The sequence below is a fragment of the Marinoscillum pacificum genome (genome assembly GCF_024714495.1).
Taxonomy (GTDB): Bacteria; Bacteroidota; Bacteroidia; order Cytophagales; family Cyclobacteriaceae; genus Marinoscillum; species Marinoscillum pacificum.
In genome coordinates this window covers 506052-531706 of the sequence record NZ_JAMZMJ010000002.1, presented here as the reverse complement: position 1 = coordinate 531706, position 25655 = coordinate 506052, and the positions used below count along the sequence as shown (strand labels likewise).

The 25655-nt window shown below is 39.9% G+C and carries 17 protein-coding genes and 1 riboswitch; of the genes, 5 read left to right on the top strand and 12 right to left on the bottom strand.

What is annotated here, in order from left to right:
• The first annotated feature begins 168 nt into the window (after nt 1-168).
• Together NXS00_RS09140 and NXS00_RS09135 are read left to right on the top strand one after the other, a co-directional pair.
• On the top strand, nt 169-6756 hold the full coding sequence (locus tag NXS00_RS09140; protein ID WP_258098864.1) for a choice-of-anchor D domain-containing protein: 6588 nt from the start codon (nt 169-171) through the stop codon (nt 6754-6756).
• A 171-nt stretch (nt 6757-6927) separates the two neighbouring features.
• Nucleotides 6928-7638, top strand: coding sequence for a hypothetical protein (locus NXS00_RS09135; protein ID WP_258098863.1), 711 nt, complete (start codon nt 6928-6930; stop codon nt 7636-7638).
• Nucleotides 7639-7692: 54 nt separating this feature from the next.
• Here NXS00_RS09135 and NXS00_RS09130 read toward each other — a convergent pair whose 3' ends face one another.
• Both NXS00_RS09130 and NXS00_RS09125 read right to left on the bottom strand, forming a co-directional pair.
• Nucleotides 7693-11316 (bottom strand): M1 family aminopeptidase, encoded by a 3624-nt coding sequence (locus tag NXS00_RS09130; protein WP_258098862.1) that lies wholly within the window; start codon nt 11314-11316, stop codon nt 7693-7695.
• Nucleotides 11317-11421: 105 nt separating this feature from the next.
• Nucleotides 11422-12312: an ABC transporter ATP-binding protein gene (locus tag NXS00_RS09125; RefSeq protein ID WP_258098861.1), complete on the bottom strand. Its 891-nt coding sequence runs from the start codon at nt 12310-12312 to the stop codon at nt 11422-11424.
• 285 nt (nt 12313-12597) lie between these two features.
• On the opposite strand from NXS00_RS09125, the gene NXS00_RS09120 reads away from it, so the two are divergent.
• The 3 genes from NXS00_RS09120 (at nt 12598) to NXS00_RS09110 (ending at nt 14777) form a co-directional block, all read left to right on the top strand.
• Complete coding sequence (locus tag NXS00_RS09120; RefSeq protein ID WP_258098860.1) at nt 12598-13644, top strand: sensor histidine kinase; 1047 nt, start codon at nt 12598-12600, stop codon at nt 13642-13644.
• The gene (locus NXS00_RS09115; protein ID WP_258098859.1) at nt 13634-14335 is read left to right on the top strand and encodes a LytR/AlgR family response regulator transcription factor; all 702 of its coding nucleotides are present in this window, start codon (nt 13634-13636) and stop codon (nt 14333-14335) included. The genes NXS00_RS09120 and NXS00_RS09115 overlap by 11 nt, the downstream gene beginning before the upstream one ends.
• A gap of 169 nt (nt 14336-14504) precedes the next feature.
• A complete protein-coding gene (locus NXS00_RS09110) occupies nt 14505-14777 on the top strand; it encodes a hypothetical protein (protein ID WP_258098858.1) in 273 nt (90 codons plus the stop codon).
• A 1-nt stretch (nt 14778) separates the two neighbouring features.
• Here NXS00_RS09110 and NXS00_RS09105 read toward each other — a convergent pair whose 3' ends face one another.
• From NXS00_RS09105 to NXS00_RS09060, 10 genes are all read right to left on the bottom strand, one after another.
• Nucleotides 14779-15633, bottom strand: coding sequence for a phospholipase A (locus NXS00_RS09105; protein ID WP_258098857.1), 855 nt, complete (start codon nt 15631-15633; stop codon nt 14779-14781).
• A gap of 93 nt (nt 15634-15726) precedes the next feature.
• Complete coding sequence (gene ttcA, locus NXS00_RS09100; protein WP_258098856.1) at nt 15727-16515, bottom strand: tRNA 2-thiocytidine(32) synthetase TtcA; 789 nt, start codon at nt 16513-16515, stop codon at nt 15727-15729.
• A gap of 26 nt (nt 16516-16541) precedes the next feature.
• A complete protein-coding gene (locus tag NXS00_RS09095) occupies nt 16542-17768 on the bottom strand; it encodes a porin (protein ID WP_258098855.1) in 1227 nt (408 codons plus the stop codon).
• 105 nt (nt 17769-17873) lie between these two features.
• Nucleotides 17874-18356: a response regulator gene (locus NXS00_RS09090; protein WP_258098854.1), complete on the bottom strand. Its 483-nt coding sequence runs from the start codon at nt 18354-18356 to the stop codon at nt 17874-17876.
• Between the two features lie 2 nt (nt 18357-18358).
• Nucleotides 18359-19705, bottom strand: a complete 1347-nt coding sequence (locus tag NXS00_RS09085) for an ATP-binding protein (protein ID WP_258098853.1) — start codon at nt 19703-19705, stop codon at nt 18359-18361.
• A 12-nt stretch (nt 19706-19717) separates the two neighbouring features.
• The gene (locus NXS00_RS09080) at nt 19718-21136 is read right to left on the bottom strand and encodes an SLC13 family permease (RefSeq protein WP_258098852.1); all 1419 of its coding nucleotides are present in this window, start codon (nt 21134-21136) and stop codon (nt 19718-19720) included.
• A 268-nt stretch (nt 21137-21404) separates the two neighbouring features.
• Nucleotides 21405-22127, bottom strand: coding sequence for a DUF547 domain-containing protein (locus NXS00_RS09075; RefSeq protein WP_258098851.1), 723 nt, complete (start codon nt 22125-22127; stop codon nt 21405-21407).
• 77 nt (nt 22128-22204) lie between these two features.
• On the bottom strand, nt 22205-23182 hold the full coding sequence (locus NXS00_RS09070) for an ABC transporter ATP-binding protein (RefSeq protein ID WP_258098850.1): 978 nt from the start codon (nt 23180-23182) through the stop codon (nt 22205-22207).
• Nucleotides 23182-24240 carry an iron chelate uptake ABC transporter family permease subunit gene (locus NXS00_RS09065; RefSeq protein ID WP_258098849.1) on the bottom strand — a complete coding sequence of 353 codons (1059 nt, stop codon included), beginning with the start codon at nt 24238-24240 and terminating at the stop codon, nt 23182-23184. The genes NXS00_RS09070 and NXS00_RS09065 overlap by 1 nt, the downstream gene beginning before the upstream one ends.
• The gene (locus NXS00_RS09060) at nt 24237-25307 is read right to left on the bottom strand and encodes an ABC transporter substrate-binding protein (protein ID WP_258098848.1); all 1071 of its coding nucleotides are present in this window, start codon (nt 25305-25307) and stop codon (nt 24237-24239) included. Before NXS00_RS09060 ends, NXS00_RS09065 begins: the two co-directional genes overlap by 4 nt.
• A 55-nt stretch (nt 25308-25362) precedes the next feature.
• A riboswitch (cobalamin riboswitch) is annotated at nt 25363-25565 on the top strand.
• Nucleotides 25566-25655 lie beyond the last annotated feature (90 nt).

Below are 25655 nucleotides of genomic sequence, written 5' to 3'. Positions count from 1 at the left end.
CGGTTTGTACCATCTCTTTGTACTACCTCTTATATAATTACGTAGTACCACGTATTCCTCAGGTTCTTGTTCATAGCTTTTTTTACATTTCAATAATCCGAGCATAAAGCCGATATCAAAATGTTATTTAAGACTATGCCAGCTATTAATCTAATAATCCAAAATTTCTTGAGTATTTCAAAAACGTTATTTGCAAGAAGGTGTGTTTTGCTTTCCTTGCTCTTGTGCACTTTGTCATTGCATGCCCAATCTCAGGGATTATCATTCTCACAGTCATCATTCTCACTTGAAGCTGAAACCGAAGAGACCGATTATGGATACTTTAGTATCATTAATGACACAGATAGTGCTATTGTCATTACAGAGGTTGTGATAACAGGACCCAACGCAGATGATTTTTCATTTTTAGGAGGAAACTATGGCTCTCCTCCTTATACTTTGGGTGGAACCGAGTCATTTGATAATCAAATGATGGTCTCTTTGGTTTTTAGCCCTATGGTTGCTGGAAGTAAAACAGCCACACTCAATGTGGTCACAGAGCAAAATGGTACTTATGAACTACCTATAGTAGCAATCAGCGAGGTAGCTATTAGGCCGGAGATGGAGATCACTATTCTTAATCAGCCATCTGGAACTACCATTTTTGATGCTTTAGCGGTGACGGTAGGAACTCCTGATACCATTCAGGCGATTATTAAGAACTTGGGGAATACCGATTTGAATATCAGTGATCTTTCATTGGAAGATATCACAGAGCAATACACCTTTGTTTCAGATTATACTACACCCCTGTCAATTGGTATTGGAGATTCCATTATCGTGAATATTCAGGTAGAGGCTACTTACCCTATTAGTATTCCTGGTCCTGGGATTACATCTATAACAGCAAAATTAGTTATTGAGCATGATGACCCAAAACAGGTTTCACCTTCCAAGAGTCATCTTGTTTTTTATGAAAAAGCTCCCAATCCGGTATTTAGTCCAGAGACTTTGGCCTATGGAAATGTTTTAATTGATACTGACAGTACTCTTACGTTCGATGTGTCCAATGAATTTATCAATCACAATATCAGCGCAGACCTGACAGTTACAGGGTTTGATTTTGGTGATTATGAATCAGTGTTTAGTAGCTCTACCTCATTTCCATTTACTCTAGCCACAGGTGAATCAACTACTGTTAGTTTAACTGTTTCTCCTGATGTTCATGAAAATCTCAATGGCCAGGTTACACTTTTGGGCAATGTCAATAAAGCGATCAATTTTACTGCATTTGGTGCGATCAGGGAATTGACTCTATCCATGGATACCTTAGATTTTGGAGATGTGCACAAGGATGTTGAATATGGTCAGAGTGTAGCGGATTTTGGATTGTCGCCAACTGGTGGGGCTCCTGTGACCATTACCGGATTGACTTTTTCGGGGCCAAATGCTAGCAGTTTTGAGTATTTCGGAGGTTTTCCATTTGAGGTTTCTGCCAGTAGTGTAAGAGGTATCTCATTCTTTCCAGGAGTCCGTGGTAAAGGAGAGAAATATGCGGTAGCAACAATTACTTCCAATGCTGAAAACAGCCCGCATACACTACATTTGGTTGCCAATGCAGTTTATCCTCCAATTCTAAATACAAGTACATCCTTAATTTCATTGGAAGCCGAAAGGTTAAAAGCTACAGACACCACTTTCATAATCAGCAATTCAGGAACTGAAAACCTAACCATCCATTCGGTTTCATTTGGTAGCAGCTCTTCTACAAGCGGTGAGGTTCAGTTTGTGGACTTTCCTACTTTTCCAGTAGTACTTGGAGATGGTGAGGAGTTGCCGATTACAGTCCGTTTTGCGCCAACTGGTCTGAATGATTTATATGCTACAGTCAATATCGTAAGTGGTCCTAATTTTAAAACAGTCAGCCTTCAGGCCGATGTAACCTACCCGATTGCATATATCTCAAATGAATTTGACTTGCCCTTAGATTCGCTCAATTTTGGAGGCGTATCCATAGAAGAAACAGTGGTTGATTCGCTAAAAGTAGTGAATGAAGGAGATGGTGATCTGGTTATTTCTTCTATCAACATTGTAGGTGCTGCTGGTGGTGACTTTGCGATTGATGCAGAATTATTCCCAATTGTAATACCGGCTGATACCGTAATTCGCATACCAATCAATATGAATCCTGCTATTAAGGGATCAAGATCTGCCACTTTGACCACAGTGAGTAACAACGTGCCGTCAGAAATGAGTGTGTCCTTGACTGGAAACGGAATAGAGCCCGTTTTGTCTTTTTCAAGCAGTATTTATGTTGGGCGAACCATCCAGGGAGATTCTGTAGAGTATGCTCAGGAGATTACCAACTTTGGGGACGATCCAGCAACGATATATGGCTTTGAACTGACTGGAGCAGATGCGGATTTGTTTTATGTGAATGATTTAGGATTCCCTCTTACTCTCGAAGCAGGGCAAACTACAGCTGTTCTCATTGGTTTTACTCCGGATGGAGATGGAAGTGCTACGGCTACTTTGACCATGAATTGCAATGTGGTGAATGGACCACTAATCGCAACACTTACAGCTGCTGGTTTTACGGCTCCTGATTTCTATGTTGCTAACGATACGGTGATAGTAGGTGGTGTAGAAGTAGGTCAAATGCAAACAGTTAAGTTTGGAGTTGAAAACAAGGGCAACCGTGATCTGGTTCTTACTTCTGCAGGTTTTGATGTTGGATCCAGTGGTGCTTTCAGTGGAGGGTCTAATGCCTTTGGTTTGCCTATGACAATTGCTCCTGGAGAAGTGGACTCCATTGAATTCCTCTTTTCTCCGATTGTTGGAGGATTATTTGAAGGTACACTTAGCATATTAACCAATGATGATTTTGCTTCAGAAAATTCACCAACAAATTATGCGAGGGTGCCTATCGTGGCAGAGGGTTTAGGGCCAGTTCCTGTTTTATCTCAGTCTTCATTCGATTTCGATAGTTCTTTCTATGGTTTTGAGCATATTTTGCCTTTTGTCTTGACCAATGAAGGTCAGGCGGACTTAAATTTTGATTTTGAGTTTCCAGATCCTGATGCTTTGTTTCATGTTTTGTATAGTGGGTATGATGCTCCAACAGTTGAGGGATCGTTCATTCCATTAACGTTAGCGCCTGGAGACTCCCAAGTGGTCAATGTGGTATTTCGTCCAGTTGATCTTGGTCTGATTCAAGATTCTATTCGTTTGGCTTTTCGCAATGCGAGAAATGAAGTGTATTATGAGAAACTTCCTGTTTCTGGTATTGGTGTTGAGCCACCGATTGTAACAATTGGTGCACTCACTTTTGTAGGCGATGACTTCCGTAGAGAAGGAGCAGTAAAAACACTGATAGGAAATGTACACGTGGGTGACCTTCAGCTGGGTGATGAAGTGGATATAGATTTGGAAAATGCCACTATAGAAGGGAATGGGAATGTATATGTGACGGATGTGCCGCCTAATGGAAACATGGCACATGGCATAGTGAATCTCCGAACAGGTGGATTTAAATACCACATCAACGGTGAAGATTCTACGCTTATGTTAAACCCAGAAGATGAATCAAGAGGGGAGAGTTTCTTTGAAATTATCGGCCTGGAGGTTAAGCTGAATGATTTAAAAATTAATGCAGAAGGTGTAAGAGCTGGTGGAGGACTATCGCTTCCTGAGGTAGTATTTGGTCCAGATGCAGGGTTCAATATGGATAATTTCTTCATCTCTAAAGACAGTGGAGTGTATGTTTCTGGAAAATTCGCTATTTCCAGTCCTCTGACTGTTTACGAGCTATTCAATATTGAGTCTGTCGAGTTTGAGTTTGATTCGTTTAAGGATGAATTCAGAGGTGCAGGATCCATTACATCTGAGGCAGGAGCTTTTGAGTTGAGTATCAATGCGGAGATTGTGATGAAAAAAGGCGGTCTGGATGGCGTATCGCTAGAGATTGAAACCCTCCCGGGAGTGCCACTTGGTACCACTGGGTTTGCTTTAGCTGGAGGTAATGGATCTATTACAGGTTTACAAGTACCGCCGCTTGCCATCGCCCTGGGAGTTGATATAGTTCCAGTGGCTCCCGGAATCAATAAAATTATTCGATTAAATAATGTAGGGTTTGAATACACCTTTGGAGTATCCATGAAGGCTGGAGGAACCCTCCAGTTGTTTAGTATGGACATAGCAGAAGCAGGTATTGAAGGAAACAATACTGCCATCAGTGCGGAAGCGTTTTTCTCTTTGTTAGAAATATTCAAAGGTAATGCTCGGATCAGTGTCATGCCGTTTGGAGATCAATTGAAAATATCCGGAAACGCAAGCCTGGCTTACACCATTCCTGAAATGCAGGAAGGTTTTCCTGATTTTATCAGAGGAGTTGTCAATGAGTTTTTGCCGATCACTTTGGCTGAAGTGAGTGTGGCTTTCAATGAAGAGCGTATTACAGGTGCGACAGTAATTCCTCCTGTTCCAATAAAAATATCTGCTACCATTACTCTAATTGGTGAAACTCCAACAATCACTTTTGGGGCTGAATTCACGATTTTGAATGATGAAGCCAGTTCGAGAAACGGAGCCCGATTCGCAATGGAAGAGCTTCCATATGCGATGAGATTTGAGAATGATTTTCTAACCGCAAAAAAACATCATCTGGAAGGTCAGAGTATTGTGATCAATAGCAACATCAATCCTCAAGGAAGACGATTGGATATTGAAAATACGGAGTTCCCATTCAGTTTGAGCAATAGCCTGGAAGCTGTGATCATTCGAGTGGAAGGCGAAGATGATATGCCGACTTTTAGCATGGTGTTGCCAACAGGACAGGAGGTAACTAAGGAAAATGCGTTTGAGATGGGCTATGCGTACACAGAGTTTGATGAGCGTAATCAGGCACACATCGTATTGACCAACACAATTCCTGGAGACTATCTAGTGAAAATAGCAGGAACAGGTCAGTTTGAGTTGGATATTGCAGGTGCTGAATTTGGTCCAACATTAACTATTGAAAGTGTCACAAATGATGGTGAATCAAATGAAATAGATATTCGATGGGAAGATGAAGATTTAGATTCTGATGCCACCCTTTCATTCTACTATGATATGGATGAGCAAGGAGCTGATGGCGTGCTGATCGCTGGTGGTATTTCTGAGGATGATGAATCTGACTTATTAACCTGGGATGTATCTGAGGTAGATAATGGTACTTATTATGTCTATGGTATTATTGATGATGGTAGCAATGCGCCGGTTATAACTTATTATGATGAAGCTATCCAGATCAATAAAGCTTCTCAGATTGAAGTGCCTGTATTGGAAGAGGCTGTGGTTAGCAATGATAACGTGTCTTTGAGCTGGTCAGCGAGTGCAGGTGCCAGTCGGTACCTGGTGTACCTACAAGAAGGTGAAGCGTTGACTTCAGCTAGTCAATCCTATAACTCAGGTAGTAAAACGACATTTACGTTTGTGGACTTACATCCAGGCAAATCCTATCAGTTTGCCGTTAGTGCTATGAATGCCGAAAAAGAGAGATCCAATCTGTCCAACATTATTTCCTTGGATTATATCAGTACTATTCACAATAACGAACCTGAGATTATGACTTCAAACATTCTAGACCATGTTCGGCTTGGTGATGTCTACACTCAAACGGTTGAAGCTTCAGATGCAGATGGAGATAATTTGACTTATCAATTAGTTGTTGCACCAGAAGAGATGACGATTAATAATGAAGTGATTTCGTGGACTCCAACCAGTAGCCAGGTAGGGGTAAGTCAGGTCAAAGTACTAGTTACTGATCCAACGCTGGCTAAGGACTCATTGATTTATACAGTGACCGTGACGGATGAACAGAGTTCCAGGGCGTCTTTCAATTTTAGCAGTACTAAAGTGAATGGACTTGATAAGAAAGTGACCGTTACACTTAAAGATGGGGGTGTTAACCAAAACCCATCTTTGAGAGAAGTTCAGGATGTAACAATTAGCTCAGTCAGTGATAGTGATGGAATCAACCTTACGCTGCAGGAAACAAGTTCTAATTCAGGGATATTTACTGGTTCGTTCGGGTTTACTGATGAAGTAAGTTCTGATAGGCAAATTCAAGTTGGAGTAGCTGATAGTGTATATGTGTCCTATTTGGATGATTATCCTGCAGAGGAGTTAGTTGGATTGGTGTTGTTTGAGCGAGCTACAGTACCTAATCAATTACCTACGTCTATCTCATTGAATAATCAGATTATTCAATATGCGTCTACTTCAGGAGATTTAGTAGGAGTGTTGTCGACAGAGGACGCAGATGATAATTCATTCACATATACACTTGCTTCAGGAGTTGGGTCTGAGGATAATGACTTATTTACCATTGATGGGCAATCACTAATTCTCAATACCGATGTGAGCGAGTTGGAGACTTCTTTTTTAAATGTGAGGATTAGAACCACAGATACAAAGAATGGTATTTACGAAAAGACGTTTGAGTTGGAGATTTCTTCCATACTTAGTGAAAATGATTCACCTGTCTTGCAGGAAGTGAGGCTATATCCAAACCCAACTTCACGAAAAGTGTACGTTCGCATTGATTCAGAAAAAGGAGCTGTAAAACTGACGTTGTTGTCATCAGATGGTCGTATCATTCAGACTGAATTATTCGAGAAAAACTGGAATGATTCAAAGGTGTCTATGAATATTTCAGACTTACCAAATGGCGTGTACTTTATGATGATAGAGCAAGAAGATAAGTTGATTACCAAAAGGCTCGTAAAGGAGTAGCATAGTCCACATGTCGTGGTTAGTGGTTGAAAACGCCTTGGCTTTTAAGCCAGGGCGTTCACATTTAAGTGAGCTACTGTTTTAATTTTTATCAATAATTGCATCGACGAAATAATTGTTTTCTTCGATAAATAACAGATATTAGCCGATTAATGATATAACAACCAATTTATGAAAAACGTAATTCGATTAACTTTTGTAGCAGCGGTAATGCTACTAACCTATTCGGCTAAGTCACAGGAATTTGTGACACCTTCTAACATGTTTTCACACCAGAAGGATGCTTTTGTGACACTAACTGATGGAACTGAGCTAGTGTGTAAAATTGATAAGATCAAGAGAAAAAAAGGATTGATCAAATTCATCCGAGTAGAAGTGGATGGTGTTGAGAGAGATCTTCAACCGTCAGAAGTGAGCTTCATGTACTTGCCTCCAAATGCTTTGGATAATTTGTCAAAAGCGACAGAATTTATCAATAAAGCTAACAAGTGGACAAATGAAAAGTTGAACAGAGATTTATTAAATCAAGGTTTAGCGTACTTTGAACAAACAGAGGTTCAAATCAAAAAGAAAAAGACGATGACTATGTTGATGCAGTTGCTCAACCCTTCATTTAGTGGTGGTGTGAAAGTATACCATGATCCGTTTGCTAAAGAAACTGCTTCTGTTGGAGTAGGTGGTTTTACTGTAGCTGGTGGCATCGCTAAGTCATACTTTGTTCAGAAAGGTGATAAACCTGCTGAAATGTTCGAAAAGAAAAAGTACAAGAAGAATTTTGACGAATTCTGGTCAGACTGTGAAGCAGTATTAAATGCTGAAAAGAATAATTGGGGTAGCTTCAATGAGCACGTTTACACTTACGATCAAGAGTGTATTAAATAAGCTATTCTAAAGATTGTAAAAAATCCCCAGCTCACCAGCTGGGGATTTTTTGTTTTATGATTCTGGTTTTTCTTCCTCTTTCTCGTCAACCGTTTTCGTGTTGTCCTGTGGATTTCGATCAATCAATTTATTGATTGGGTCGATTCCAGCTTTGGTTGGTTTGGCTCCAACTGTTAACGCGAATTTATTTTCTTCCTGGGTTATCTTATGCTTCTGCAGGTAAATCAAACTGTCTTTTCCTTTGCTGTCTTCCGTGAAGACTCCAATGTCTATCCAGTCTTTTAGGACTTGCTCTTCTTCATTTCCAAGACTATCCGCTTGATATTTGATGGTGCTCACCGTCAAGTCCACAACGTACTCTGAATCTGAGATTTCTTCATATTCAGCTTCAGTAGTTTTGTTTTCAAACAAAGTAATTGTCTCAAACATGTCTTTGATGATGTATTGCAGACTATCTGGAGTGACTGCTCTGTAGTACTTGAGCAAATCCTTGGAAGTAGGGTATGGAGCATCTTTGAATGCCCAATCCTGATTGAATCGCTTCAAAGCAGCATTCACGCTATCCTCTCCAATATAATCCTGAAGAGCATACATCACTAGAGATCCTTTTCGATAATGGATATAACCCTGTCCCTCTACCTGGTAAAGTGGCATTTCTTTTTTCTGTTCAAATGTTCTTCCCATCAGGTAAGAATTCAATTCGTATTTCAAGAATTCTTTGATGATCTCTTGAGGGAAATTGTGTTTCATTACCATCAGTGCAGAGTATTGCGAAAGCGTTTCTGATAACATCGCATTACCTTTTACTCCAGCTTCTGTCACCTGATGTCCCCACCACTGGTGAGCCACTTCATGTGCTGTTACATAGAATGGCAGGTCTACATCATCCGTTTTAATGTTTTGGATGAATCCAATTCCTTCAGAGAATGGCACTGTATTAGCAAACGACTGTGCAAAACTTCGATACTTCGGAAACTCCATAATTCGCAACTGTCTGAACTGATACGGACTGAAGTTATTGGTATAGTAGGTCAATGCTTCCTTCATACCACGCATCATTTTATCCGTATTGTATTCATGACCTTTATTGTAGTAAATTTCCAAAGCAACTTCAGGAAGTGAATCTACAGGTGGCTGCCACGTGTCTTTAATGACGGTGTAATCGGCAGAAATCATCGAATAGAAATTGACCATAGGAGTATCCATTTTGTAGTGGTAATACACCCGATCTCCTTCATTCCATTTTTTCTGAAGATATCCCGGAGCGATGGCTATTTGGCTGCTATCAGTGGATACGACAATTTCAAAAGTGATTTTGTCTGCATCATCTCCAAAAAGACTTTGAGCAATCCCTCTTGGATCATCCGTTTCCATCATTCGCTCTTTAGGTTCTAGCTTCTGCTCTTTCCGGTCATCATCACTACTCAACTCCGCAGCATCGTTGTATCCGATGGACGGAAAATACTGAGTATTATTAAAGAAAGTACCATTGTATACAATGTCAGTATTGGATCCTCCTTCTTTAAACCCAACAGTTGTGAAACTCACATCGATATTCATTTTGATTGTATCTCCTGGATACATCGGTTGGTCCAAAGTGTAAATCACATACCCAAATTCATTATTGGTCGTATCCTCAGTTACTCCTTTATCAAATGATAAGACTGTACTAACCTGATCATCTGCAGCATTCTGGATGTGAATAGCAGGTATGGTATCATTACTTTTATTTTTCAAAAGGAAATATCCTGATGCCTTGAAGTCTCGATTCTTAGGGAAGATGTCAACGTCCAGTTTCGTTCCAATGATTTTAGGCTGAACGAGCGTTTCATATTGCTTCAATGTGCGCTCATACTTAGCTCTCTCAGCTTTTCCATCATCGGAGTTTTGGTACTCATTCAGCACGTTGGTGTTGTAATAAATGTATCCTCCACTACCAGCAAAGACGATCAGGGCAAAAACAATCACCATGATCACTTGACCATTTACTCGTTGCTTTCCAAGTTTCAGTCGAATGAAGAAATTAGAGTCAATCCCTCGAACAGTGAACAGTATAGCTACCGAATACAGGATGACTGCAAAACCAAACCAATAGACATTGAGCCAGGAGAATGGCTGGAAGTAATGACCGAAATTGTTCATTTCTGAATATCCACCTAAGCCTGTTCTTCCGAAATAGAACATGGTGTGTTCAATTCCAAGTTCGCTCATTACGATCATGGAAATGTAGAAAATGAACATCAACCCAAATCCTATGAATTTATGATTCACTACTGCCTGAATAAATAAGCCAAGCATCAAGTAAAGAATCATAGTCCCGAGTGTGTCTATGAATAGCTCTGTGAAGTATAATGACCAATCGATTTCTGGATAACCACTTATCAATTGGATAATGATACCACAAAACATGAGTAGAAGCATAAGGGAGATACTCATCAGTACCATACCCAGAAACTTACTAGCCATGCTGATATAGTTTGGATAAGGGAGTGCATCATAGATGAGATTCATTTTAACATCTCGCTCTTTCCAAACCACTTCACCTGTGTAAAAAACAATGATGATGATAAAGAATAAGTTGAAAATCCCGATGAACTGTGTCACTCTGGAAGAGGTCATATACAGCTCAATTCCATAGCTTCCTTCAGCTCCTACAAATGCAATGATGAAAACAAAAGCTACACCTGCAAGCGCAATGAAAATAAATGGAAGTTGCTTGATGATCCATTTGAAATAAAAAATGGAAAGACTCTTGAGCTGAGTGATCTGCGCAGATAATCCAAATAGTTGATTGACGACAGGTGAAAGAATTTCTTCTTTATCCTCTCGGGCCATTTTTTTGGCTTTTTTCTTTGTTTTGGAAGAAGCATTTCCAGTAAGGTTAAAATCAAAGCGGATGTACAGGAAGATTAAACACGCCACACCAATAGCCAGCCAGATTAATCTATTGGATAGAATATAGCCTGAAAATGGCATGTATAATGTGTTTTGTTCAGCAACTGTCCAGTACTGTGTGGTCACTTGCAATGCTCCAAAACCAAACGGATCAAGAATGGCTGCCGTTCCTTGATTATCTAACTGGGCAATGAATGTTTGAGCTACCAGGTAACCCATAAATAGGATGATACCTTGCGCATATACCACCACCATTCTTTTACCCAAAGCGCCTCCAAGAAAGAATATTGCACTAAAAAAGAATAAGTTGGGTAGGACAAAGACCAGGTAAGGATTGATATATGCCATAATGTCAAAAGGCATCAATCGGTCTGCATTGTCCATCCATGACCAATCACCAGTTTGTCCTACTATCATCCCAATCACCAAGCCGGCAGTAATAATGAGTGTGGTTATGAAAGACCCAATAAACTTACCGGTGAGGTATTGAAATTTGTTAGTAGGAGTAGTGAATATCATGGAGTCTGTCTTGTGTTCGAAATCACGTAAAACAGGAACCCCCATTACAGCGGAAGTGATAAATGTTCCAAAGATCATCATGGCCACCATGAGCTGTGTGATCACAATAGGAGCATTCTCCATTACTTTTCCTCCGCTACCTCCAGCTCTTACGATATCCGTTCCTCCTGCAAGGAAGCCCATCAATATCATTAGAATGAGGTATATGTAGGTTGCCGGCCTGTTGAGGCGGTAACTCAATTCAAATCGTATAAACTCTAGCATGTGAAGTTTAGGTTAGTATTTTAATAATACGTTTATCTATTTTTTGGCAGAGTGGTATTCAGTAAAGGTTAATTCTCTATTTGGACCTGAGTCTGCCAGTTCGTGTTAGACTGCTTCAGCAGTTTGAGTTGTTTCTTTGATTTTGGAGAAATAGACATCCTCCAGGTCAGCAGGCTTAGGAGCGAAGCTGTCATCTGGACGTGAGTCACTATACACATGAATCTCAGGCTTTCCAGCTATCAATCGCTCAGAGATGACATTGTACTTGTCCTGATATGCTATAAGCTCCTCTTTATCGATGGTTTTGCTCCAGATTTTACCTTCTATGCTATTGATGGACTCGATTGGGTTCCCGGTTAGGAGCACTTCACCTTGATTGATGATGGCCATTTTAGTACATAGTTCTTTTACATCATCTACAATGTGTGTAGAAAGGATGACTACAGTGTTCTCACCAATCTCGCTCAATAGGTTAAGGAAGCGGTTTCTTTCCGCCGGGTCCAATCCAGCTGTTGGTTCATCCACGATGATAAGTTTAGGATCAGAAATCAATGCCTGGGCGATACCAAAGCGTTGCTTCATACCTCCTGAGTAACCACCAACACTATTTTTTCGGTGTTGCCAAAGGTTTGTCTTTTGAAGGAGTGATTTAACAAGCGCCTTACGTTCTTTACCGTTGGTAATTCCTTTAAGCACAGCAATGTGATCCAATAAATCGAGTGCTGATACTTTTGGATAGACCCCAAACTCCTGCGGAAGATATCCCAAAACTTTTCTGACCTCAGTTTTTTGAGTCAGTACGTTGAGATCGCCAAGCTGAATGCTTCCTGAATCGGGTTCTTGAAGAGTAGCAATGGTTCTCATCAATGATGATTTTCCTGCACCGTTTGGTCCAAGAAGTCCAAACATGCCGACAGGAATATCTAACGTGACGTTTTTCAGTGCTTGAACACCGTTAGGATAGGTTTTACTTAAATTCTGGATGGATAAATTCATAATGGTTAGCCTTGATTTTTGTGATTAGTAGATATAATCATGAGAAACTTACATTTCGATCTAAAAAAAATCTGATAGAGCGAAACAAATACTATTCTCAATTGGAATCAAATAAAATATATCAACAATGTCAAATACTCTGCAAAGGCATTAAAACAGTCTGCCAACCGGGTTGCAGATTTTAAAAAGGTGTTGGCAGACCGGATATTGGAGTTGGTAGATTAGGTGAGATTTCGCTGTTTTAACAGCAGCATATCTCTCTATATTTGGCCAATAACTTAAACTATGAAAGAAAAAACGCTCAAAATATTTGCTCAAGTATCGTACTGGCTAGTCCAATTAATTGTTGTTCTTTTCTTTATAAATATCAATGAAGAAAGAGAGATTTCATATTCGATCATCTGGGTTTTGATTTCCTTTCCATTCAAGTTGATCCTGTTTTACTCTTTCTTTTATTATTTCATTCCAAAATGGCTGAACAGTAAATCATTGCGATTTGCCTTAGTGTCAATTGGGATATTGATGCTTTACCCTTTACTCAAAATGAAAATTGACGATTGGGTAGGGATTGAATCCTTAGATGCCCTTCTCATTGGGATTGAAAGTGATAGCACCCTTAATTTTTGGTTAGAATTTATAAGGCGAGCCTTGACAGTTCTGCTAAATATTGCAAGTGCATTTATCGCTCGATTTACCGTTGATTGGTTTCGGAATCGTCAGTTGGCTTCACAGATGGAAAAGTACCGATTGCAAAGTGAGCTTGCGTTATTGCGAAACCAAATCAACCCACATTTCTTATTCAATACGCTCAATAATATTGATTCTCTTGTTTATAAAGTGTCAGAAGAGGCTTCTGATGCTATTATGAAGCTTTCAGCAATTATGCGTTATATGCTATATGAAAGTACTGCTCCATTTGTGCAGATAAATAAAGAAGTCGAGTATTTGCAAAGCTATTTTGACCTGGAGAGAATGAGAGTTAAACGAAAAGATCTTATTGAATTGGAAACTAACCTGGAAAATCCAATGACTCAGATTGCGCCAATGATGTTTATTCCATTTGTTGAAAACGCCTTCAAGCACGCCACTTCAACTCCCGAGGGTATCAAAGTCTATGGAAAGATTGTAGAATTAAGTGGAAAAGTGGAACTAACTGTAATTAATAGTTTTGATTCTGAAATGATCATCCAAAAAGACAAGACCGGAGGTATTGGGCTTCAGAACGTGAAACGACGTTTAGAGTTGATTTACCCTGAAAGACATTCAATGTCTGTGGAGATTTTAAATAATGAATATGTTTTGAACCTTAAAATTGATCTCAATGAAAATTAAATGCATTGCCATAGATGATGAGCCACTAGCATTGGAGAAATTGGTGGATTATATAGGACAAGTTCCGTTTTTTGAACTTCTAGGTTCTTTTGAAAACGGGTTGGATGCACTAGTCTTTTTACAAGATACCGATGTTGATCTGATTTTCTTAGATATTCAGATGCCCCAAATTTTGGGGACACAACTGGTTCAGGTGTTGACCAAAAAGCCTCAAATCATTTTTTCAACTGCATACAGTGAATATGCTGTAGATGGTTTTGAGCTGGATGTTACAGATTATCTGTTAAAACCGCTAAACTTTAGAAGATTCTTGCAAGCTTCTCAAAAAGCACTCCAACGAGCTAAAAATCAAGGAGTCAAAAAGGAAGCGACAGTCGAAGAAGTTGTAAAGGATTATGCTTTTGTCAAAACGGAGAACCGCTTGGTAAAGGTAATGCTGGACGATATCCTGTACATAGAAGGTCTGAAAGACTATTTGAGTATTTATACTTCTTCGGAGCGTATTCTGACCTTGCAAAGCTTTGCTGAGTTACAGTCTCAACTTTCATCCGATTTTGTACGAATTCATAAATCTTATCTAATTCCAATTGCTAAGATTGATGAAATAGAAAAGAACAGGGTTAGAATAGGTGATAAATACTTGCCAATTGGTGAGACTTATCGAAAGGCTTTCATGACCAAAATCAATTGATTGGTTAATGGGATGTCCTGAAAGTTGAGTTCATCAGATAATGGCTTGTTAGTATAATCGTACAAAACACGTTTATAACACTTTACTATATTATCTAATATTCAATTAAATCAGCTATTTGTTAAATAATATTTAAATATTTAGCTGATTATTGATTTGTAAATCAATCATGTCTTACTTTGTTGTAGAAATTAAAATACTCAAGGACATGGCTAACTCTAAATTCAGACTTTATTCTTTCCTGGATCTATCGATATCCATCATCGGAATTGCGTTGTGTGCATTTACCGTTTATTGGCTGTACACAGGAGTAGCTTTTGAGTTTTTACTATTCTGCGGGACACTTGGTGCAGTCATGACTGTGTTAGGTACTTCTTTGTTTATTGACCTAATCAAATTCAAAAACCGCCTAAACAAGCGCGGGATTTATTTCACCAATTGATTTAGTAAAAACTTCTAAAGGTGGGTTTGATACAGAAACCCAAACGGACTTTGGAAGTGAGCTCGTTGTAGTTGAGTAGATTTTCTGCATAGCCCTGATACCATTGTAAAAACACGTATTGATTCATCGACTCGAAAGGTCTGATGCTTACTTCAACAATCGTATTAACTCTCCCTCTTTTTCTTGGATTGATAGTAGCCGATACGTACAAAAAGTCATCTTTGGAATGATAATTAAAGGTTAGCTGGCCAATTCCTTTGTAACCAAACAGATCTTGATTTTCTTCAGCTAAGAAACCCATCCAGACTTTTCCAGTTAGAGAAATAGATCCATTTAGATAATAAGTCACATTACCCATGAGGTAATTCCAGCTTCTAGAGTAAATGGAGTCTCGCCCATTGGACTCATGCTCTAATCCTATATTAGCAATTCCCCAAAGTTTTCCTTTAGTGATAAGATGTCTGGAAAAAGCAAGTCCTGGATTAAAATTAGAATCTTTAAAGGGTAGAGACTCTTCATACACATTCCAAAATGATCGCTGCGTATAGGTAAGGAATAGTGCCGTGTTAAGCGGGAGCACTGTTTTGGTGACCCGGTGTCTAAAACTTACTTGGTATTTAGCATCGGCAGTATGTTGTGTCACTGCTTCATTGATAGGAATCCCAGTAATGAAATAGTTGTCCTGGTAAATGCCAAAAACAGGCATGTTATCAATGATATTCAGTATTTCTTCATCATCGATTTGCTTGTATTCTGGAATGAAAATTTCTGCAATGGATGCCGAATCTTCTCGAGTTAAGCTTGTGCTATCCGATTCGCTCTGAGCCGTTAATTGGTAGCGAAAACAGATTAACAAGAGGCAAAATACTAAGAGTCTTGTTGATTTATTGCGTGTTATTCGACTGAAGAATAGATGGTTGTAATTCGAATCTAAAAAAGTCATGAATGGCTATGAATGCGGAATATCTCCACTCCATAACGCCGGAGCCAGCAAAAAGTTAGGATCCGGATTTCTCATAGCATTCAAAATGCTTGATTTAATTTGTGGATTGTCCTCTTTCAGTTTGACTAATAAGTTTTTGATGTACTGGCGTTTCATACCATCTTGTGAGCCACACAGGTTACAGGGCACAATCGGCCACTCCTGATGTGCAGCATACTGCGCTATGATTTCTTCCTCAAGTGCATAAAGAGGTCTGATAACGCTGATGCCTTCTTTTTCTGTTTGGTAATGTGGTGCCATCGAGGCTAGCTGTCCGGAATAGAAGGCATTCATCAAAAATGTCTCTATCAAATCATCCAAATGATGACCTAGAGCCAATTTGTTGCACCCAAATTTCTTTGCCAGGTCATACAAAACCCCTCTGCGCAATCTGCTGCAGAGTGAGCAGTAGGTTTTTCCTCCCTTGATTTTATCAACGACTACCGAATAAGTATCCCGAAACTCGATATGGTGTGGCACCTCCCAGTTTTTGAACAACTCTGGGAGAATATGATCTGGAAAACCAGGTTGACCCTGATCAAGGTTTACTGCAAGTATTTCAAAATTGATAGGTGCTTTACTTTGGAAAGCTTTCAAAAAATGAAGCATGCATAAGCTGTCTTTTCCTCCACTTACGGCGATCATGATTTTATCACCTTCTTCGATCATTTTGAACTCAGCAATAGCTTTGCCAATCTCAGAATTGATGCGATTGTGTAATTTTTTGATTTCCGGGGGAGTAACAGCTGTTTCCATATCAGCCGCAAATATCGCCTAATGATTTAAAATCTAATTTGGTATTGACCAATAATCATGTATTTGTAGTCATCGACTGCTACTTTATCATTGATTTCGGCAAGAACAGGTCTTCTTTGAGCAGAGATTGATAGCTTAGATTTGTGACCATCTAGGTAATAACTCACTCCACCTTCAATCAAAAGCAAGCTGTCGTCAATAAATTCAAGTGTAGAAAATTGAGCAGAAATATTAGGTTGAACCACCCGATCGTTTTCTAGTTTGAAGCCCAGTCCAACTTGCGTAAATACTATCTGTCCGGTTCCTGTGATCGGGAAACTATTTCCTTTTCCATTCAGTGAGCCTAACCCAGACGAGCCATCAGCAGGGTTATTAGCACCTACCATTCGTATGAACTTTGGTCCGAAATTGTGATTGATGAGACCTATGTAGCCGGTGAATATTTTGTTGTTGTTCAATGGCATATCGGCAAACACGTCTATCGCCAAGGAAGTCATGGAATGAAATGTAGTGTCGCTGTTAATTAATGATTGAGTAGCTTTTTCATGTTGGTAAAAGCCTGCTCCGAAGGCGAGAATCTTCTTACTGCCTAGATATGACCAACTGCTCCATGCACTGGATAATGATTCATGATCAAAGAACTGGTATTTTAAATAGGTACTATAGATAAATGCTGTTGGCTCGTTCACAAAAGTTGCCTGATCACTCAGTGTTGGTGTGAGTGAATTGGTAAACGGCTTAGCCACTATTGCTCGATAATCCAATTGGCCAATTTGCCCATGAAAAGCGATAGCAATTCTTCTAAAGAAATCATCATGAACATTTAGGGAAGGTGTTGCAGCATAATTGATGTCTGAAGAAATGGCTCCAAAGGTAGATGGAGCTGCATATCGGGATAGGCCAGTCCATGCATGTTTCCCTGCAGTGATTTTCGTGTTATCGTTAATGTGCCAGGTAGCATATGCATCCAGTAGTTTAGGAGGCTGATCCTTTTGATATCTGCTCAGGTTGTTATTTCCGAGCTGGATATTGAAACTCAAATAGTCATAAGGTTGAGCTTTGAGTCCAATCCGATAACGTCTAATACTGAAGTCGAGAGAATTTATAGCTTCATTCGAGCCGATGGTAGAGCCTGGATTTAGGTCTGTATAGCGACCCCAGATTTGCATTCCTCCGTAGAGTGTTACTTTTTCTTGTCCGTGAAGGATCAACCCACAAACAAAAGTTAGTGTGTATAAAACAATTCTTTTCATCACTGATGATGTCAAATGGCAATATGAAAATCTTGATCGACCCACGACCTTTTAGGTATGGTGATAGTGGTCGTGAGCCGAATCAAACTCTTTATCTGGGTGAGATTATGTTGTCTTTCTTAAGTTGTTCAAGAGAACCGATTGATCTAAAATATCCATGTAAGATTGATATTCAAGACCTTTATCCAAAACGAATTGAGTAATCAACGTTTTGATAGTGGCGTGAAGATCGTCTTTTTTCCACGGTTTTTCAATATAATGATTCAAATGAGCACTGTTGATCGCCTCAATGGTGTCTTTATGGGTAGCCTGACCGGTCAAAAGGATCGTTTTGGTAGCCCCAAATCTTATGTCAGCACTAAGTTTCTTCAATAAATCAACACCTGTATTATTGGGCATTACCTGATCTGTAATGAGTAGGGCCACATAGTCGCCTTCGTTATCAACTTCTTCCATGACATCCCAGGCTTCTTTTACAGATTCGCATTCTTCAATTTTCACATGATTTTCAAAGACTTCCAGATCTTCCGTCAATGCATTGAGCACTTCACGCTGATCATCTACACATATGATATATAACTTGTCCATGACTATGAAATTAAGGGGATTTTTACTGTGAACTCTGTATGGCCAGGTTCGCTGTTTACTTCTATTACAGCATCGTGTTCTGTCACAATGCGCTGAACTACTGCCAGCCCAAGACCTAACCCAAAGTTTAGACCATCGACCTTAGTAGTAAAACTGGGCTCGAAAATTCGTTGTTTAATATCTTCAGGTATGCCTGGCCCATTGTCAGTAACTGTTATAATGATGTTTTTAGCATCATGGCCAGAGGCAATCCTGATTTGAGGGTCCTCTGTTTGGCTGGAAAGCATACTCTCAATGCCGTTTTTAACCAAATTGATCCAGACCTGAACGAGTTGTCCAGGGCATGCTTCAGTATTTGGGATATATTCATCCAGAAAGACTGTCGTTTTGACCCGCTTGGTTAAATTCTTCAAGATGACCATTGCTTCAGAGATGGTGTGATTGATGCTCACATCCTTTGACCACTGATGCTCAGTGACTCCAAGTTGCTTGACAGATCTCACAACATGCGTAGAGTGATTTGCTGCAATTTCCATATCATGCAGCGTACATCCCATTTCCCAAAACTCGTTGATACGATCAGCAGCTGATGGGTCTTTTTGCAATGTTTTGATTACTTCGTTTGCAGGAATGCCAGTTTTAGAAAGCTTTCGAATTTGACCATCGGTCAATCCCTTGATCTTTTCATATTGCTTTCTAATAGTTCTTGCTTCTTCTGAACTAATCTCCTGACCTTTTTTACCTGTTTCAAAGACATCTCGTAAATGATGATCTCCGTGGGAGTCTACGCATTTGTTGATAAACTCAGCAAGCCTTCCCATACTGCCGTCAATTACCCCAATGGAGTTGTTGAGCTCATGTGCAACTCCAGCTGCCATCTGACCAAGAGTTGACATTTTTTCAGCTTTCAACAACCGTTGACTATCGTTGTGGCGCTCCTGGGCCATTTTTTTAGCAAAGTATTGTCTGGCGTATAATTCATTTACCACGATGGATATATGAAATTGGGATAACCGCTGCATCTCCTCAGGAGTGTGCGCTTCCCTCACCTTGTCATAGTAATAAACTTCACTGTCTTCCACAGCTACTACTTTGGAATAGCTATAATGATCATCTGAGAAGTAACTGTATACACCAATGAACTTGTTTTCAGAGGCCTCAAAAACGGGGTAATTTCCAATTTCAGCATCACTCAGATAGCCCAAAAACTTACCTTTGGTAACCAGAAAGAGTCTGGTGTTTTTATGTTGGGGGTCCAGTAATACTTCTCCTTTCTTTACGTAAAGTTTCTTATTCTCATCAGAGAAAAACTCTTGTTTGACCCAGTTAAAACTTACTTTATCTTCCATATTCTTAATGATTTAGAAGAACCCAATGATGTCAAGAACATACATGAGTGCGTAATTCAATATCAATCCTACGATGGCGATGATCACTCCTGGTTTGGCCATTTGCTTTGTTTCAAGAGTTCCTGTTGCGAAAGCTAACGCATTTGGAGGTGTACTAATTGGCAAAGCCATACTCATAGAACAAGAGATAGTAGTAGCCAACACAATCATTTTATTGCCACCAAGTGGTCCAAGACTCATGATAGAAGTACCAAGAGCGGCTACCAATGGCAGAATTAAGTTAGATGTAGCCGTGTGAGACATGAAGTTGGCCATTAGCATCGCTATCACAGTGACAGACACGATGATGATCAATGGAGAAAATGTGCCAAACGGAATGGTGTTTACCAAACGTTCAGCCAGTCCACTCGCCTCAAGAGCCAGACCTAAAGCGATACCTCCAGATACCAACCAAAGCACATCCCAACTGATATTCTTCAAGTCATTTTTGTTGATGATGCCAAAAGCAGAGAAGACTGCTACAGGTACCATGGCAACTGTGTAAGAGTTCATTCCATGTATGAAATCTGTCAACCACAGCAGGATCGTTAATCCGAAAGTAGCATAAACGATGTAGGCTTTTCTATTCTTCAACCAGCTTCCAGTAATGGTAAGCTTGATTTTTGGCGTGCTAATTGGATAAAATAAAAGAAGTAAACCCCAGGCAAACAAAAGTAACACAATCACATAAGGAAGTGCCATTGCCATCCATGATCCAAATGAAATGTAATCTGGCCCGGTTAGGTATTTTAGAGCTACTGCATTTGGTGGTGTTCCGATTGGTGTACCAATTCCTCCAACGTTTGCCGCAAATGGCACAGCTAGTGTAAAGGCTACCTTTCCTTTATCTCCAGGTAAGAAAACCGCAAGCACTGGCACTAGTATTGAAAGCATCATGGCTGTAGTTGCTGTATTACTCATAAACATGGAGAAAAGCGCGGTGATGATCATTAATCCAAGCATTACCCATTTTGGGTTCTCACCGAAAGGCTTCAACAACACTTTGGCCAGGTTTTGATCCAGACGATATTTCGTAGCAGCCATCGCTAGAAAGAACCCTCCCAAAAACAGAATGATGATTGGAGAGGCAAAGGTGTGCATGATGTCCTTGTAACTGATTAAGGTTCCAAATTCCTCAGGTGAGTCCGGTGTAATAATGAACTTCAATCCTTTGGTGGATACCATGATCAGTTCCAGAAAAATGATCAACAGAGAAGTAGCATAGATTGGAATAGGTTCAAGAATCCAAAACAATGCTGCCATCAAGAAAATTGCTATGACACGTTGTTCAACTATTGTCAGACCTTCTATTTGAAAAGCTGAAATAGGTAACAATAATACAGTGACAGGTAGCAAAATTGAAATCAGTAATTTGATTCGTTGGCTAGTCATAACTCGTGGTGTTTAACGAAGACAAAGGTATGTTAGGCAACTCACTCAGGGGCTAAAAAACGTGAGCTGTACAGGTGACCTTTATCAGAGCACCCTATGGGTTTTGTCAGAGGTGTTGAATTATGAAAATAGTAGCTTTTGCCGTATACGCTATCGTTATTTTGAATAAAATATTTAATTCATTGAATGATTTGGTAATAAAATGCAATCGTTCTCATGTGCTTAAATCACAAGATAGCGAAGTTTTTAAAGAACGGAATTAGGTTGTTTAGTATCGGAATTCACTGTTGGAATCGTTCAATTCCCAGTTATAATCATAGGTGGTGATCTCATGCTCGGCTGGAATCTTGATCACTCGAAATTGGTTGACATAGTCCAAAACGGTCGTTGAATCAGAAACAAAATCGGGACGATACCATTCGAATACTTTGGAAACTGCTGTTTGCTTTTTCGAAACACGCACATACCAATCAATGTTGAGTACTTCCTCTGTTTTGTTTTGGAGAGTAGATTCCAATGAATCTGGTACAAATGCATAATCAGCGATTGGTGGGCATCCTACAGCTGCACAAACCAGGACAAAGTGAAGTCTAGGATCAGGAAATGCTGAGAAAAGAATGTTTTTCTCTAGTTCATCCAGTGTGACCATCTGGCCGGCTACCTCAAATTTTTGCGTGTCAAAAAAACCATTGACATCCCATGGGCCTTTAATGGGTAAATTATCAACCACTTGTTTGATGACCAAAATGTTGTAAGCATTGGTATAAAAAGCCTTCTGCGTTACAGGTTCTTTGCCAGCGATTAGATAATTGGCTATTTGATCAGTTAAGGTATTTAATAGGCTCGGGTTTTCATTTATTGACTGGTAATCTACCAATCCGTACTTGACCGAGTTTTGGAAAAATTGATTAGCGTTCGTGAAAAATGGGTCGGACTGAGCAGAAGATAGAAGTGTTATGAATAGGAGGTAGGAAGTGAATAAAACTCTCATTTTAGGTCAGATCAATGTTTACTAAACCGCCGTTATCTTCTCACTTAAATAAGAAGAACATTGGACTTGAGTTTAAACTATAAATCATTGAGTTTAGATACCAATTCTGTAATGGTATTCAGTTCAAATGTCTGCTGGGCAACATTTAATTTCCATGAGTTTGGATTAGCAAGAACTGTTACTTCAGCATTCTCTTCCAGTCGATAACCGTTTCTTTTTAGAGCTTGCTGAGTCCAGTAAACGACTTTTTCATCACCTGTTACATGAATAGAGCGTCCATTTTGATCAAGATCTACCGTGCCATGAATCATGTCATAGCCATAATCTTGCAGGTAAAGCGTTTGCTCCAGCGTGCCATCGAGAATCAAGTCTTCTGGACTTCCCTGCACAACAGGTTTGTTGAAGTTGAATAACCAAAGCTTATCTGAAAGCTGCGTACTGACTTGCATGTCATGCGTAGAAATAAGAATGGCCTTTCCCTTTCGAGCAATTTCTCTTAAAAGAACCATCACTTCTATTTTGTTGTAAAGGTCCAGGTGAGCGGCAGGTTCATCTAATAGAATGATGTCTGTTTCCTGTGCCAGCGCTCGAGCAATCATTACTTTTTGGAGCTGACCATCACTTAGTTCGTAAATTTTTCGATTTGCCAGGTAATTGATATGTGTTTCAGAAATAGCCCAATCAATGATTTCTTTATCATGAGATGAAAGTGTGCCCAGCCAACCAGAATAAGGGTGTCTACCAATGGCGATAAGTTCCAAAACTGAGAGGTTTTGGCTGTAGGGTTTTTCTGTGAGTACCACACTCAATTGCTGCGCAAGCTCAAGTTTGGAGAGCTTTGCAATGGACTTTCCTCCATATAAAATCTCACCTCCAAGTTGATCGAGCAGCCCTGAGATGGTTTTAATGAAAGTAGTTTTTCCGACACCATTTTGACCCATCAAGGAGATGATCTGTCCTTTTTCAAGGCTGACATTGATATCATGTTGGATGACCTTAACCTGATCCTTATTCCGGTATCCGATGGATAAATTTTTAACCTCCAAAACACCCATCAGTAACTATAGTTTAGGTTTCGTTTACGCATCAGGATGTAGATGACAAAAGGTGCTCCGAAAAGTGCGGTAACAGCATTGATTGGTAAGGTCGTTTCTAGTCCCGGAAGCTGAGCGATAAAGTCAAAAACCAACATGAGAGTTCCTCCAAAGAGGATCACCAATGGCGTTAAAAATAAATGGTTTGAGGTGTTAAAAAGCATTCTGGTTAAATGGGGAATGGCTATTCCAAAGAAAGCAATAGGACCACAAAAGGCTGTGACTGTTCCTGCTAAAATCGCCGTATTGATGATGATTAATAGTCTGGTTCGCTTTAGGTTTAACCCCAGGCTAACTGCATAGTTTTCACCGAGCAACAATGTATTAAGCGGTTTGCTCAATAGAATTGAAAGGATCAGTCCAATCACTAGAATAGGGATGAAAACAGATAATTCAGCCCAACTCAAACTGCCTAAGCTTCCAAATGACCAGATTACATACGCTTGAATGTTTTCTGCCTGGCTAAAGAATTGCAAAATGCTGACAAACGCTCCAGAAGCAGCACCAAACATTAAGCCGATGATCAGTAATGTGACGCTATCCTTGATCCTGGAAGCAGCGAGAGATATAATCAAGAGCACAGAAAGAGATCCAAGTCCCGCTGCTGCAACTAGCAACCAACTTCTTCCTATTCCGCTAAGTTCAAGAAATCCTCCAATGTAAAACCCTAAAAAGATGGCTATGGCTACTCCAAGACCTGCTCCAGAGCTGATTCCCAGTACATAAGGCCCTGCTAAAGGATTTCTAAAAAGGGTTTGCATTTGCAATCCGCTCACACTTAGTGCACTGCCAACAAGCAAGGCCGTAAGCGCTTTTGGAAGTCTGAAGTTTCTCAGGATTAAATCCCAGCCATTGTTTCCAGTAGAACCTGAGGTGAAGAAATCAAATACCTCTCCAAGACCAATTGATACAGATCCAAAGCATAGGTTTAGTCCAAAACAAAACACCATGGTTATGCTCAGGCTGATCAATACCTTAATCCATTTCTGTTTCGATTCTTCCAGGTGCTGATGGATCATTGAAGTTGTTCGTAATAGTAGGTTTCGTATTCTGGAAGTAATTCTGGGTGCAGAATCTTAATCATATCTGCTAGTACCAAGTCAGGTCTCGCATAGCCTGATTCAAAAAAATCATAGCCTCCAAATTCATTCAATCTCTTGCTGTAATTATACAGTTTGCCATTTTGGAATGCGTCAAAATCAGCATAGCGTTCGTCTTGACCTTTTAGGGCAGTTGCAGAATTGAAGGTACTTGTTCCGATCCAGTAATCGGCGGTTCTAGCCTTATCAAAAACAGACTCGAAACTTAGTTCCAGCCATCCGCCAGTAGAATCTTGTTCCCATAAATAATGTCCACCAGCATCTTTGAAGAAACCGGAGGCCCAGTTTTTTCCGCCCGGTAAAAACCACACATCACCATATAGTACTCCACTAACTATGCTAGGACGATTTTCTATTGATGCAGTTAATGTCTTCAGCGAATCATAGGTGTTGACAATCGTTGAGAAAATAGAGTCTGCTTCAGCTTCTTTGTGAAACAATGCCCCGAAAAATTTGATCCACTCGGCTCTACCTAGAGCAGACGATTCCAGATAGTCCGCGTCGTAAATCACCGGAATTCCAGCTTCAGCGATTTTGTCCAAGGAAGAAGATTCACTTCCCATATCAAAGGCGATCACTGCATCTGGATTGAGTGATATCAGTATTTCCAGATTAATATTTCCATCCGTTCCCAGGTCTTTTACTTTTCCTTCATCTACTAAGTTTCTGATTTTGTCCGAACTGATGTAGTTGGTGTTTGGAAAGCCAACTAATCGATCTTCAAGACCTAACAATTCCAAATAAGGGAGGTGTGTCGTAGAAGTAACAACGACTCGTTTGATGGAATCCTGAAGAGGATAAACCTTTGGTTTTACGGCTCCAGGCCAAGGTTTTGAAACGACTAATTCATTATTGGAGAATGTGAAATTGGTGGCAAATTCTAATTGGCCAGACGTCTGATAGGTTGACTCAGTAGACTGCTCTTGCTGATTAGATTGACAGCCAAAAATATAAAATGTGGTAAATGCTAAGACCCAATACTTCATGGGTCAAAATTGAATAAAAAATTTAAGACCAGTAAAAAATCTCAAGGTACTGCCTACATTTGCATCCGATTATGGTTATTGACGATGCTTCGCATGTCAGTATTAAAAGGGAATTCGGTGTAAATCCGAAGCTGTCCCCGCAACTGTAATTTCCGATTGACGATTTGTCTCATCATGCCACTGCGCTGACTATATCGAAGTGTGGGAAGGCGACAAATCAGGAAAAGCCAGGAGACCTGCCACGATCTTTTTTAATTCCAAGCTTCGGGTTGAAAGCAAAGGAGATAGAACACCTCTGGGTTTTCCATACTCTAATACTTTTTTCCGATGGCTTTGAATGAACTGTTA

Coding starts and splice junctions, on each gene's coding strand:
- NXS00_RS09135 (WP_258098863.1), top strand. CDS start 6,928: ATGAAAAACGTAATTCGATTAACTTTTGTAGCAGCGGTAATGCTACTA.
- NXS00_RS09130 (WP_258098862.1), bottom strand. CDS start 11,316: ATGCTAGAGTTTATACGATTTGAATTGAGTTACCGCCTCAACAGGCCG.
- NXS00_RS09125 (WP_258098861.1), bottom strand. CDS start 12,312: ATGAATTTATCCATCCAGAATTTAAGTAAAACCTATCCTAACGGTGTT.
- NXS00_RS09120 (WP_258098860.1), top strand. CDS start 12,598: ATGAAAGAAAAAACGCTCAAAATATTTGCTCAAGTATCGTACTGGCTA.
- NXS00_RS09115 (WP_258098859.1), top strand. CDS start 13,634: ATGAAAATTAAATGCATTGCCATAGATGATGAGCCACTAGCATTGGAG.
- NXS00_RS09110 (WP_258098858.1), top strand. CDS start 14,505: ATGTCTTACTTTGTTGTAGAAATTAAAATACTCAAGGACATGGCTAAC.
- ttcA (WP_258098856.1), bottom strand. CDS start 16,515: ATGGAAACAGCTGTTACTCCCCCGGAAATCAAAAAATTACACAATCGC.
- NXS00_RS09095 (WP_258098855.1), bottom strand. CDS start 17,768: ATGAAAAGAATTGTTTTATACACACTAACTTTTGTTTGTGGGTTGATC.
- NXS00_RS09090 (WP_258098854.1), bottom strand. CDS start 18,356: ATGGACAAGTTATATATCATATGTGTAGATGATCAGCGTGAAGTGCTC.
- NXS00_RS09085 (WP_258098853.1), bottom strand. CDS start 19,705: ATGGAAGATAAAGTAAGTTTTAACTGGGTCAAACAAGAGTTTTTCTCT.
- NXS00_RS09080 (WP_258098852.1), bottom strand. CDS start 21,136: ATGACTAGCCAACGAATCAAATTACTGATTTCAATTTTGCTACCTGTC.
- NXS00_RS09075 (WP_258098851.1), bottom strand. CDS start 22,127: ATGAGAGTTTTATTCACTTCCTACCTCCTATTCATAACACTTCTATCT.
- NXS00_RS09070 (WP_258098850.1), bottom strand. CDS start 23,182: ATGGGTGTTTTGGAGGTTAAAAATTTATCCATCGGATACCGGAATAAG.
- NXS00_RS09065 (WP_258098849.1), bottom strand. CDS start 24,240: ATGATCCATCAGCACCTGGAAGAATCGAAACAGAAATGGATTAAGGTA.
- NXS00_RS09060 (WP_258098848.1), bottom strand. CDS start 25,307: ATGAAGTATTGGGTCTTAGCATTTACCACATTTTATATTTTTGGCTGT.